The organism is Streptomyces hygroscopicus (assembly GCF_026168105.1).
GTDB lineage: Bacteria > Actinomycetota > Actinomycetes > Streptomycetales > Streptomycetaceae > Streptomyces > Streptomyces hygroscopicus_D.
In genome coordinates this window covers 134,254-146,941 of sequence record NZ_LBMW01000020.1, presented here as the reverse complement: position 1 = coordinate 146,941, position 12,688 = coordinate 134,254, and the positions used below count along the sequence as shown (strand labels likewise).

At 69.4% G+C, this 12,688-nt stretch carries 9 protein-coding genes; 1 reads left to right on the top strand and 8 read right to left on the bottom strand.

Features of this window, described 5'->3' with window-relative positions; translation table 11 throughout:
- Nucleotides 1–653: maltotransferase domain-containing protein (locus tag AAW14_RS20695; RefSeq protein WP_265565384.1), on the bottom strand; the 653-nt coding region annotated here is incomplete at its 3' end.
- A 234-nt stretch (nucleotides 654–887) separates the two neighbouring features.
- Nucleotides 888–2,090, bottom strand: a complete 1,203-nt coding sequence (locus AAW14_RS20690) for a S8 family peptidase (RefSeq protein WP_265565383.1) — start codon at nucleotides 2,088–2,090, stop codon at nucleotides 888–890.
- A 261-nt stretch (nucleotides 2,091–2,351) separates the two neighbouring features.
- Here AAW14_RS20690 and AAW14_RS20685 point away from each other — a divergent pair, with 261 nt between their 5' ends.
- Nucleotides 2,352–4,970, top strand: coding sequence for a glycosyltransferase family 1 protein (locus AAW14_RS20685; protein ID WP_265565392.1), 2,619 nt, complete (start codon nucleotides 2,352–2,354; stop codon nucleotides 4,968–4,970).
- 80 nt (nucleotides 4,971–5,050) lie between these two features.
- On the opposite strand, the gene AAW14_RS20680 is transcribed toward AAW14_RS20685, so the two are convergent.
- From AAW14_RS20680 to AAW14_RS20655, 6 genes are all read right to left on the bottom strand, one after another.
- Nucleotides 5,051–5,569: a DUF1990 domain-containing protein gene (locus AAW14_RS20680; protein ID WP_265565382.1), complete on the bottom strand. Its 519-nt coding sequence runs from the start codon at nucleotides 5,567–5,569 to the stop codon at nucleotides 5,051–5,053.
- Nucleotides 5,570–5,639: 70 nt separating this feature from the next.
- Nucleotides 5,640–7,301, bottom strand: a complete 1,662-nt coding sequence (locus AAW14_RS20675; protein ID WP_265565381.1) for a M4 family metallopeptidase — start codon at nucleotides 7,299–7,301, stop codon at nucleotides 5,640–5,642.
- Nucleotides 7,302–7,541: 240 nt separating this feature from the next.
- Nucleotides 7,542–9,584 (bottom strand): M4 family metallopeptidase, encoded by a 2,043-nt coding sequence (locus tag AAW14_RS20670; protein WP_265565380.1) that lies wholly within the window; start codon nucleotides 9,582–9,584, stop codon nucleotides 7,542–7,544.
- Nucleotides 9,585–10,053: 469 nt separating this feature from the next.
- Nucleotides 10,054–10,350: a hypothetical protein gene (locus tag AAW14_RS20665; RefSeq protein WP_265565379.1), complete on the bottom strand. Its 297-nt coding sequence runs from the start codon at nucleotides 10,348–10,350 to the stop codon at nucleotides 10,054–10,056.
- A 110-nt stretch (nucleotides 10,351–10,460) separates the two neighbouring features.
- Complete coding sequence (locus tag AAW14_RS20660) at nucleotides 10,461–11,540, bottom strand: hypothetical protein (RefSeq protein ID WP_265565378.1); 1,080 nt, start codon at nucleotides 11,538–11,540, stop codon at nucleotides 10,461–10,463.
- A 17-nt stretch (nucleotides 11,541–11,557) separates the two neighbouring features.
- Nucleotides 11,558–12,148 (bottom strand): hypothetical protein, encoded by a 591-nt coding sequence (locus tag AAW14_RS20655; RefSeq protein WP_265565377.1) that lies wholly within the window; start codon nucleotides 12,146–12,148, stop codon nucleotides 11,558–11,560.
- Nucleotides 12,149–12,688 lie beyond the last annotated feature (540 nt).

The following is a 12,688-nucleotide window of genomic DNA, read 5'->3' as shown; positions in this document are numbered from 1 at the left end:
GCCAGAACCCCGTCCACCTCCGGAGTCAACGCCCCCGCCAGACGGGAGGCGGCAGGTCGGCCGGTGTCGCGCAGGGCGTCGGCCGCGGCGAGGAGCACATCCCTCGGATCCTCGCCCTCGGGGATGCCGGCAGCGGCGCGCTCGTACAGCCGCGCGCCCTCCTCCAGGACCAGCTCGGTGTCGATCCCGGCCGGGATCTTGATCCGCGCGTGGTGCCGCCAGGTGGTGACCGGATCGCCCCAGGCCTCCACGGCGTAGGTCCAGCGGCCCTCGCTCGGCGCGGAGACGGTGGCGCCCCAGCGGTCCGTGCCGGGAGCGAGTTCGCGCATCGGTGTCCAGGGGCCGGGACGACCCTCTGGGTCCCGCAGGACGACGTTGGCGGCGACGGCGTCGTGGCCTTCGCGGAAGACCGTGGCCGACACCTCGAACTCCTCCCCCACCACCGCCTTCGCCGGGCGGCGTCCCTGGTGGACGAGGGGCTCTACGTCGAGGACGGGAATGCGCCCGAGGGTGGGGCCGCCTCCCGGGGCAGGGGTCGGACTCGGGCCCGCGGAGGGTGTCCGCGGGACGGGCGGACCGGCATCGGCCTTCCCAGTGGGGGAGGTGCCGGTGCCGGGTGCCGGACGTGCCGGCGAGGGGTGAGTCGGGGGCATGACCGCTCCTGTCCGCGTCAAACTGGGTGGGCGGATGGGGGTGTCGGAAGGTGGGCCGGCGGGGTTACCGAAGGAGCCTTCCCACCCTGTGCGGGTGAGCATTCCGGCACTTTGTTAACTACTCACGCGTATGTCTACGTTCAAGACCGGCCGCTTCCGGACGACCTAAAAGGGACCGGCCCCGCCCGCTGGGGGCGAGGCCGGCAAGGGTACGCGTGCCCGGTTAACGGAGAATCAAGGGTTGTCGACCTGAAGCAGCTTGTCGGGTGATCCCTCGCCGGCTCCGGTGATCCTCCCCGATGCTGCCCGGTGCACGAGCGCCTGGCTCACCTGCGCCGCAGTGGCCCTGGGGTGGTCGGCGAGATACAGCGCGGCGGCCCCTGTGACGTGCGGTGTCGCCATCGACGTACCGGACAGGGTGGCCCGCGCGGTGTCGCTCGCACACGAGTCGGAGGTGATGGCCACGCCGGGGGCGAACAGGTCCAGGCTCGGGCCCCAGTTGGAGAAGCCCGCCCGGGCGTCGTTCCGGTCACTGGCGCCCACGGTGATGGCCCCCGGGACGCGGGCCGGGGAGTAGAGGCCGGCCGGGAGTCCGCCGTTGCCGGCGGCGACCGCATAGGTGACGCCCGAGGCGATGGAGTTGCGTACGGCCGCGTCCAGCTGGGCGTTGGCGGGGCCGCCCAGGCTCAGATTGGCGACCGCGGGCTTCCTCGCGTTCCTGGTCACCCAGTCGATGCCCGCGATGACCTGCGCGGTGGTGCCCGAGCCGTCGTCGCCGAGGACGCGCACGGCGACGACGTTCGCCCGCTTGGCCACCCCGTACGCGGTACCCGCGATGGTTCCGGCCACATGCGTGCCGTGTCCGTTGCCGTCGGACGCGGTCCTGTCGTTGCCCACGAAGTCCCAGCCGTAGCTCGCCCGGCCGCCGAAGTCCTGGTGCGAGATGCGGATACCGGTGTCGATGACGTACGCCGTCACGCCCGCGCCGCCCGCCTCGGGCCAGGTGTAGCCCTGGTCGAGCGGCAGGACGGGCTGGTCGATGCGGTCCAGGCTCCACGAGGGCGGGTTCTTCTGGATGTGCTCCAGCGCGACCCTGGTGTCCTGGACGACCGAGGCCACACGGGAGTCCGCCGCGAGGCGCCGGGCCTGCCGTTCGCCGACCGTGACCGCGTATCCGTTGAGCGCCGTCCCGTAGGTCCGGCTGATTTTCGCCCCGTACTTCTCGGCGATGCCCTTGCCTGTGGCCGACAGGGCCTTCGTTCCCCCCTTGAGTGTCACGATGTAGCTTCCGATGACGGCGCCGCGGGTGCCGGCGCCGGTGATCGTCCCTTCCGGGGCCGCCTGCGCGGGCTGGGTGCCGACCGAGACCGCCGCGACCGTGGTGACCGCGGTGAGCCCGCCCGCCCAGCGCAGACGCGCGTTTCTCATCCGTGCCATGCCGTGGGTCCCCCTCCTCGACTCGGGGTGCGGTGGCCGGAGTTGCCCCACGCGGGGCCCGTCGTCGGCCGGTACGCCCGGGGGCAGCCTCTCGTGCGGTGTGAATCGCCACAAGGTCGCGTCAGCGGGTTGAATCGGCCATATCGGGTTCACCGGAACACCGCGTGCGTACAAACCCGGCAGTAAGCGAACCGTGACGCCGCCACGCAGCGTACCGTCGGGGATGACATGCCGCGTACGTCCTCCGTGAAGGTGGAATTCGTGAAGGCCATCCGCAGGTTCACCGTACGTCCCGTCCTCCCCGAAGCCCTTCACCCGCTCAGCGATCTGGCGCGTAATCTGCGCTGGTCGTGGCATGCGGAGACCCGTGACCTCTTCCAGTCCGTCGATCCCGAGCGATGGTCCGCCGCGGGCGGCGACCCGGTGCGGCTGCTGGGGAGCGTGCCGCCCGCCCGGCTCGCGGAGCTGGCCGAGGACCGCCGCTTTCTGCGCCGCCTCACCGCGGCCGCCGACGACCTGAACGACTATGTGAGCGGCGACCGCTGGTACCAGTCCCGCTCGTCCGACCTCCCGGCCGCCATCGCCTACTTCTCGCCCGAGTTCGGCATCACGGCCGCGCTGCCCCAGTACTCCGGCGGACTGGGCATCCTTGCAGGCGACCATCTGAAGGCGGCCAGCGACCTCGGTGTCCCGCTGATCGGCGTGGGCCTGCTGTACCGGCACGGCTATTTCCGGCAGACCCTGTCGCGGGACGGCTGGCAGCAGGAGCACTATCCGGTGCTCGACCCGAACGAACTGCCGCTGGTGCCCCTCAGGGAGCCGGACGGCACCCCCGCCCAGGTCTCGCTGGGACTGCCCGGCGGCCGCCGGCTCCGGGCCCATGTCTGGCTCGCCCAGGTGGGCCGCGTTCCACTGCTGATGCTCGACTCGGACGTGGAGGAGAACGACCTCGGCGAGCGGGGCGTGACCGACCGGCTGTACGGCGGCGGCAGCGAGCACCGGCTGCTCCAGGAGATGCTGCTGGGCATCGGCGGGGTGCGCGCCGTGCGCACGTACTGCCGGCTGACCGGGCACGCCGGGCCCGAGGTGTTCCACACCAACGAGGGACACGCGGGCTTCCTCGGCCTGGAGCGGATCGCCGAAATCTGTGAGGCCGGCCTCGACTTCGACTCCGCCCTGGAGGCGGTCCGCGCCGGTACGGTCTTCACCACGCACACGCCCGTCCCGGCCGGCATCGACCGGTTCGACCGGGAGCTGGTGGCCCGCCACTTCGGCCCGGACGCCGAGCTTCCGCGGATCGAGGTGGAGCGGATCCTCCAGCTCGGGATGGAGACCTACCCGGACGGCGAGCCGAATCTCTTCAACATGGCGGTGATGGGGCTCAGGCTCGGCCAGCGTGCCAACGGCGTGTCCCTGCTGCACGGCAGTGTCAGCCGGGAGATGTTCTCGGGCCTGTGGCCGGGCTTCGACCCCGACGAAGTGCCGATCACATCGGTGACGAACGGGGTGCACGCGCCGACCTGGGTGGCACCGGAGGTGTTCCGGCTGGGGGCACGGCAGCTGGGCGCGCAGCGAACCGAGGACGCCATGACGGTGGGCGGTCCCGAGCGCTGGGACGCGATCGCGGAGATCGCAGGCCAGGAGATCTGGGACCTGCGCCGGGTGCTGCGCGAGCAGCTGGTCCTCGAGGTGCGGGAGCGGCTGTACGCGTCCTGGCGCCAGCGAGGCGCCGGGACGGCCGAACTGGGCTGGATCGACGGGGTGCTGGACCCCGACGTCCTGACGATCGGGTTCGCCCGGCGTGTGCCCTCGTACAAGCGGCTGACGCTGATGCTGCGCGACCGGGACCGGCTGATGGAGCTGCTGCTCCACCCGGAGCGCCCGATCCAGATCGTCGTGGCCGGGAAGGCACATCCCGCGGACGACGGCGGGAAGCGACTGGTCCAGGAGCTGGTCCGGTTCGCGGACGATCCGCGCGTGCGCCACCGCATCGTCTTCCTGCCGGACTACGGCATGGGGATGGCGCAGAAGCTCTACCCGGGCTGCGACGTGTGGCTGAACAACCCGCTGCGCCCGCTCGAGGCCTGCGGGACGAGCGGGATGAAGGCGGCGCTCAACGGCTGCCTCAACCTGTCGGTGATGGACGGCTGGTGGGACGAGTGGTTCCAGCCCGACTTCGGCTGGGCGATTCCCACCGCGGACGGCACGGCGACCGACGACGACCGGCGCGACGACCTGGAGGCGGCTGCGCTGTACGACCTGCTGGAACGGCGGGTGGCGCCGCGCTTCTACGAGCGGGGCCAGGGCGGACTGCCGGACCGTTGGATCGAGATGGTCCGCCGGACCCTGATGCACCTGGGCCCGAAGGTGCTGGCCGGGCGGATGGTCCGCGAGTACGTGGAGCGCCTGTACACCCCCGCGGCCCACGCACACCGGGCGATGACGCCGGACGCGGCGCGCGAGCTGGCCACCTGGAAGGCGCGGGTGCGGGCGGCCTGGCCGGCCGTCACGGTCGACCACGTCGAGACCTCGGTCGCGTCGGCGACGGCGGAACTGGGCGCGACGCTCTCCGTTCGGGTCCGCGTCGGCCTCGGTGCCCTGGCTCCGGAGGATGTGGAGGTCCAGGCGGTGGCGGGGCGTGTCGACACGGACGACCGCATCGCGGACGCGACGGCGACGGCGCTGAAACCGGCGGGCGGGCCCGACCTGGAGGGCCGCTGGGTGTACGAGGGCCCGCTGGCCCTCGACCGCACCGGGCCGTTCGGCTACACGGTCCGTATCCTTCCCGCCCATCGGCTGCTCGCCTCGAGCGCGGAGCTGGGGCTGGTGGCGGCGCCGTCGGAGGAGCTGGTCGAGGCGGCGGGGGTGTTGATGCGGTGACGGCGCAGGCCCGCCTTCCGCTGCCGGCCGTTCGGGACCGCCCGGGTCCGTACTGAGCCGGCGGCAGCGGGCAGGAGCCCTCAGCCCTCCGTGACGGAGGCGCAGAGCTTCCGCAGAGCCGCCCCGCACCGGCGCGCGTACGCATGCTGCACCCCCCGGGTCGCCGGGCCGCCCGCCCTCGTGTACCACTTGGCCGGGCGGCTGAAGGCGGTGATCGTCAGCCAGACGGTGCCGTCCCCGGTGCGGTTGACGACGAAGGCCTCCTCGCCGCACTCCGGGTGGCCCGGCAGAGTGCCGTACGCCCAGCCGGCGCGGCGGGGTTCCTCCAGGGTCCACACGACGCGGCACGGCGCCTTGATCATGCCGCCGAGGGTGACGGTGACGTCCGTGTCGACCGCCGCCCGCTCCGCGTCCGTTCTCATGCCGAAACCCGCGGCCCGGTGCATTTCCCAGGAGAACAGCGCCCCGGACGCGCGGCGGAAGGCTTCCTCGCCCTCGCCGACCCGGGTGCGGACGTGCAGGGGGTGGAAACCCTCGGGGCAGTTGCCGGGCTTGCGGGTCGCGCCGACATCCTCGTACGTGAAGTCCGTCAAAGACATGAGACCTCAGCGTAGGGCGGCCCCCGGCGTCATCTTCCCGTCGGGGGCCGCTGTGTCGCCTGTGCCTGTACTAGTTCACGTTGACGGCGGACCAGGCCGCCGCCACCGCCTTGTACTCGCCGCTGCCGGAGCCGTAGAGGTCGGCTGCCGCCGAGAGCGTGCCCGTACGGGCGGCCTTGTAGTCGGTGGTCGACGTGAAGTACGTGGTCAGCGCCTTGTACCAGATCTGCAGCGCCTTGTCGCGGCCGATGCCGGTGACCGTGGAGCCGTTGGACGTCGGGGAGTCGTACGAGACCCCGTTGATGGTCTTCGAACCGCTGCCCTCCGACAGGAGGTAGAAGAAGTGGTTCGCCACGCCCGACGAGTTGTGCACGTCGAGGTCGCCCACGCCGGAGGACCAGGAGTCGGCGGAGCCGCCGTCCTTGCTGGGCTGGTCCATGTAGCGCAGCGGGGTGCCGTCGCCGTTGATGTCGATCTTCTCGCCGATGAGGTAGTCACCGGGGTCGGAGGGGTTGTTGGCGTAGAACTCCACGCCGGTGCCGAAGATGTCCGAGGTGGCCTCGTTCAGGCCGCCCGACTCGCCGCTGTAGTCGAGGCCCGCGGTGTTTGCGGTGACGCCGTGGCTCATCTCGTGGCCGGCCACGTCCAGCGAGGTCAGCGGGTGGGTGTTGCCCTCGCCGTCGCCGTACGTCATGCAGAAGCAGCTGTCGTCCCAGAAGGCGTTCACGTACGAGTTGCCGTAGTGGACTCGGGAGTACGCGGCCTTGCCGTCGTTCTTGATGCCGCTGCGGCCGAAGGTGTTCTTGTAGAAGTCCCAGGTCACCTGTGCGCCGTACGCGGCGTCGACGGCCGCGGTCTGGTCGGTGGAGGAGCTGGAGGCCGTACCGGTGCCCCAGGTGTCGTCCGCGTCGGTGAACAGGGTGCCCTTGGACGAGCTGCTGCTGTGCTTCAGGTTGTACGTCTTGTGGCCGCCGCGCGTGGTGTCGTACAGCTGGTACGACGAGCCCGACTTGGTGGTGTTGAGGCTGACGGTGCCGGAGTACAGGCTCTTGCCCGTGCCTCTCTCGATGCCCTGGTACTCGAAGAGCTTCTTGCCGGTGGCGGCGTCGGTGATGACGTGCAGCTGGTTCGGGGTGCCGTCGTCCTGAAGGCCGCCGACCACCGTCTCGTAGGCGAGGACGGGCTTGCCGCTCGCCGCCCAGATGACCTTGCGCGGCGCGCTGTCGGCCGAGGTCTTCGCCGAGCCCGCCGACTGAGCGGCCGTCACGGCCTGCTTCTCGGCCTTCGACGCGGTGATCTGGGGCGTGAGCGAGGCGATCTTGATGGCCGCGGCCGTCGCCTTGGTCACGCCCTCGGTCCTGCCGGACTTCGACTCGTGGACGACCAGGTCGCCGCCGAGGACCGGGAGGCCGGCGTAGGTGCGTTCGTAACGCGTGTGGACGGTGCCGTCGGCGTCCTTCATGACGTCCTTGACGACCAGTTGCTCCTTGACGCCGAGGCCTATCTTCCGGGCTGTCTCGGACGCGGCGGTCTGCGCCTCCTTGAAGAGGGAGGCGCGGGCGGCCGAGGTGAGCGCCATCGGCGCGGCGGCGAGCGGCCGGGCCTGGCCGGCGGGTGAGGCGGTCTGTGCGGAGGCTCCGGTGGTCAGACCGGTGGTGAGCAGGGCTCCGGCCGCGACGGCGGTGGCGATGGCCAGAGTGGTGCGCTTGTGACGCGCGTAGAGGGGAGTCACGCAAGCTCCTTATGTGGGGGCGACCGTACGACGTGGGGTGGTCGTACGGAAGGTGTGAAGTCGCGGTGCGGGTGAGCCGTGCGGTGGAAGAGTGACACCAAGGACGCGTACATGTCATGACCCGGATGTGATGTTGGCTCAAAATCGACATCCCGGTGAACGTTTCAGGAACATGAAGGGACGCCGCCCGGGGACTCGAACCCCCGGACGGCGCCCCGCCCGTGCCGCTCGGAGAGCGGTTTACGGGAAGGTCAGCTTCCAGCTGTTGATCGTGCCGACGTCCTCCGCCGCCTTGTCCTGGACCTTCAACTTCCAGGTGCCGTTGGCGGGTTGGGAGGACGCGTTGACGGTGTAGGTGGCCTTCACGTCGTCCGCCGAGTCGGTCGAGCTGAAGTTCTTCAGGCGGTACGAGGTGCCGGAGGGGCCCACCAGATCGATGACCAGGTCACCCCGCCAGGTGTGCGTGATGTCCACCGTCACCTGGAGGTTGCTCGGCGCGTTTCCGCTCCTGCCGGACACGGTGATCGACGAGGTGACCGCGGGCCCGTTGTCCGGAATGGACACCGGGGTCGTGTTCTCGTAGGAGCTGCCGCCCCCGCCTCCGCCGCCGGAGCGCGATCCGACCGCGACCGCCGCCCACGCGTCCTGCACCGCCTTGTACTCGGCACCGGAGGTGCCGTACAGCTCGCCCGCTGCAGCCAGGGTCCCGGTGCGGGCCGCCGCGTAGTCGGTGGTCGAGGTGAACTTCGTGGTGAGTGCCCGATACCAGATCTGCAGCGCCTTGTCACGGCCTATGCCGGTGACCGGAAGGCCGTCCGCCGTCGGCGAGTTGTAGCTGACGCCGTTGATGACCTTGGCGCCGCTGCCCTCGCTCAGCAGGTAGAAGAAGTGGTTGGCGGGCCCGGACGAGTAGTGGACGTCGACGGACCCGATCCCCGAGTACCAGCTGTCCTTGGACGAGCCGTCCTTGCTGGGCTGGTCCATGTAGCGCAGCGGGGTGCCGTCGCCGTTGATGTTGATCTTCTCGCCGATGAGGTAGTCACCGGGGTCCGAGCTGTTGTTCGCGTAGAACTCGACGCCCGTGCCCATGATGTCGGAGGTGGCCTCGTTCAGGCCGCCGGACTCATCGCTGTACTCGAGGCCGGCGGTGTTGGAGGTGACGCCGTGGCTCATCTCGTGGCCGGCCACGTCCAGCGAGGTCAGCGGATCGGCGTTGCCGGAGCCGTCGCCGTACGTCATGCAGAAGCAGCTGTCGTCCCAGAACGCGTTCACGTACGAGTTGCCGTAGTGGACCCGGGAGTAGGCCGCCGTGCCGTCGTTCTTGATGCCGCTGCGGCCGAAGGTGTTCTTGTAGAAGTCCCAGGTCTCCTGCGCACCGTAATGCGCGTCGGCGCCCGCGGTCGCGGCGTTCGACGTGGTGCCGTTGCCCCAGGTGTCGTTCGTCTGCGAGAACAGCGTGCCGGTGCCGGACGAGCCGTGGTTGAGGTTGTACGTCTTGTGTCCGCCGCGCGACCCGTCGTTCAGCGTGTACGTCGACCCGGACTGCGTCGTGGTCAGCGTGACCTGGCCGCTGTACTGGGTGTTGCCGATGCCGTTCTTGATGCCCTGGTAGCGGAAGAGTTCCTTGCCGGTGGCGGCGTCGGTGATGACGTGCAGCTCGTTCGGGGTGCCGTCGTCCTGGAGGCCGCCGACCACCGTCTCGTACGCCAGGACCGGCTTGCCGCTCGCAGCCCAGATCACCTTGCGGGGTGCGCCGTCGGCGCCGGTCTTCGTCGAGCCCGCCGCCCTGGCTGCGGACACCGCCTGCTTCTCCGCCGTCGAGGCGGCGACGGCGGGCGTGAGCGAAGAGACCTTGATGGTGGCCTGGGTGGCCTTGATGACCCGCTCGGTCTTGCCGGACCTCGCCGTGTCGACGACCAGGTCGCCGCCGAGAACCGGCAGGCCGGCGTAGGTGCGGTCGTAGCGGGTGTGAAGCGTGCCGTCGGAGTCCTTGACGACGTCACGGACGGTCAGCTTCTCCTGTGCGCCGAGCCCGATCGCGCGGGCGGTGGCCGCCTTCGCCGCGTCGGCGTCGCGCAGCAGTTCTGCGCGCTGTGAGGGGGAGAGCCTCAACGCCGTGTGGGCCGGGTTCATCTTCCCGGCGGCGGGCTGGGCCGGGGCGGCGCTCGCGGCGCCCGACTGGATGGCGGCGGCCAGCAGGGCGGAGACGCCGGCGAGGGCGACGGCCGCGGCACGAGGGGAGGGGATGTGGGAGGTGCGTCTGCGAGAGGAACTGCTTCTCAACACTGACTCCTTCTGCACGGCCGCGGATCGCGCGGCCAGGGGAGACCGGACGGAAGGGGGCCGTCCGGGCAGTACAGGCGGAACGCGGAACCAGTTGCGTGAAGGTCATGGCCCACGGCACAGCGGCGCATCTGTGGGGTTGCTGTGAAGGGGCCCTGGGAAGCGTGGCAGAGACCGCTCACATTGTCAGGAGCGCATCAATAACTTGGCCGGAAGTCGTCCGTTGCCCGGATGGTCACGTTCGCTATACGGACCGTTCAGATGCGCGCCACCGGTGTGCTCCCGCCTGCGAACGGGCGGCGCCCCGGGTTCTCCGCGAATGTGAACAACGGGGCCGGAACACCGCGGTGTTCCGGCCCCGCCGCCAAGAGGTGCGGCGAGCTGCTACTGAATGGCCGACCCGAACGCCGTATGGTGAAGCCGGGTGTCAGCACCGGAATGCCCGCCAGACGCTGGTTTCTCCTTCTGTTCACTGTGAGTTGTCCTCGGGCATCTCGATGAGTGTGGGGAGTGGAGGTTGCTCAGCGCTTCGAACGCGTCGGGCAAGGGCAGCGATGATCGTCTTGTGACCGGCGCGGATCGTGGGGCGGATCGATGTCACGGTGCCGTCCTTGGTCAGCTCATCGGCTACCGCGGACAGTTCTTCATGCCCTGCTGATCCCACGGCGGTGCCCTGCTCAGCGAAAGCAAGGCGGGGCAGAGCGAGGGCTGTGGGCAATGCAGGGTAGTCGGCCGTCAGCACGTGGAGATTCATGCCATCGGACAAGGGTCTTTGAGTAACCGGGTGGTGTGGATCGATAACCATGAGCGGGCGTTCCGCTACTGGCTCAACGTGGGCGCGTACCGCACCCGAACGACCGAAGCCTGACGCGGTCGTCAGCCGATGCGGCTCGCGCGACGCTCGGCTCGAGCTTCTGCGATGCGCTGTTCGAGTGCCTCGAACCACGACCGGCCGTCCTCACCGTAGTTGTCGCGGATCTCGTGTTTGAGATCGGAGGTGTTGGCATTAAGGGTACGTACCAGGCCCAATCCCTGGTCGACCTGTGTCCGTAGCTCGCCATGCGACCGCGCCAGATGCGTTGCGGCGTCTCGCATCTCAGCGCGTGCCACCTTCGACGCGCGGCTCGTCGGCAGCCAGATCTGCGTACCGATCTGCGCTCGCCGCACTACATACGACATCGTCCGCAGCGACGTTTGCGCGGACTGGTACGCCACATGCGCGGTGTCGGCACAGAGATACGACTCGCGGTGGAAGATGCGAAGGGCGTGGAAATCGAGATCGGATCGGGCTGACTGTCGGCGATCATTCTTTTTGTCCCTCGCCCGTCCGCTGGTGGAGTGAGTCGAACCGTCGGCCGGACCGGCAGCTCGAGCGCGGAGCTTCGCCAGTCGCGCCTGTACCTGCTCGGCCTGTCGGCGTACCCGCTCGTTCTCAGCGCGGACCCGACTCAGTGCCCGCTTCGCTTCCGCGGTTGCGGCGTGGATCTCCTGGACGGAGACGGGCGTCCGACGGTCGAACACCGAGATCGCGATGAGCGTGGCGATGCCGAGCACAGCCGCGAGAGTGAACAGTGGTAGCCCGTTCGCGATGACGTGGTCGGTGCGCCCCGCGTCGGTCAACTGGACGAAGACGGCAACGTTGATCACACCGAGCACGAATGCGGCCCGCGCGAGCAGGCCGAGCCAACGTTTCACCGCGGGCACTGACCGGCTGCGAAGCCGGCCTTTCGCAGGGAGGACCAGCCGGACCAGTGCCACGGCCAGCAGCGGCGAGGCGATCGACGCCCACAGCCATTCCCGCAGGTAGGGCGCCAGACTATGCGCACCACTGAACTCGATGCGGGCCGCGAGCGCCGGTGCCGCCAGGATCATCGTCACTGGAACGCCGAAGAACAGGCCGCCGACAACGAGTAGCGCGATGGCGCAACCAGCGCCGCCGTTACGATTACTGGGCACAGTTCAGTGACCCGCCGTCACCCTCGTCGCCCGCGATCACGGCCTGCAGTGCGCGGCGTTTGCCCGGCGTCATGCCGCCCGGGCCGCTGCCGCGGCGCTGTCGGCTGCCGTGATCCGGCATTGCGTGACGCCGGGGCGAGAGCTGTTGCGCCGGCGCCGTTGAGCAGTTGATCGAGGGCGACCGCGAGGCCGCCTGCCTGTTCCGTGTGATGCTGGACAAGCATGGTGGTCAAGTGTTTGGTCAATTCGACGTATGCGATGCGTTCCTCCGACGCCAGTCCGGGCTTGACGGTTTCACGCTGCATGTTGACCATGCATTCCCGCAGTGATTGCGCGCTGGTGTCGGCTTGGCCGAGTTCCTGTTGCTGCTGTCGTAGCATCCCGGAGGATTCCCGACGGCGTTGGTCCAGTAGCGCCAGGGTGATCTCCTTGCTGTCGGCGGCCTGGGTCTTCTCCAGATTGATTCGCCGCATCTCGGTGGTCAGGGCGTAGGATTCGGCGACAAGCCTGGCGGCGGCGCCGAGCGGGTTCAGTGACTCGGCGATGCGTGACACAGCCTCGCCGAAGACGAGGTGACCGTCAGATACGCTGACCAGTCTCTTCGACATATGAGCTGCTTTCCGTGTAGGTGTTTTTGGTGAGGAGGTGCGGACGGACTTCGGATCAACCGCAGGTGTTCGCTGCTTGAGCGGTGGCTGGGGACCGCCGCGAACAGGATGCATGGCCGCATGCTCTGATCAGCGGGACGTGCCAGGGGCAAGCCCCTCGACGACAAGCAATGCCGGCAGATTTACGAGATACAAGCCCCCTGGGTAGAACTAGATCCACAGTCCGATGGATCCGCCTGCCGCGATTATGGCAGTACCTGAGTCGGCGTAAAGCAGAAGCGACGACACCGACCAGCACCATCACTCCGCTACGGCAACGAACCAGCGGCACCGACGGACAGGCCCGTCAAGAAAGCCCGGAACATGGTGCCGAACCCGGTCACGGACCCGAGCCGCCAGCCGACACGGCTGAGCGAAGGTCCCCCGCACCTCAGGATCAAAACCGCCAGCAGCGGCCGGTCCAGCTCCAACCGACTCTCATAGACCACGTGCCCGCCCGTCGTCACCGACGCGTATCTCCCCGAGTAATGGGTCATCCCG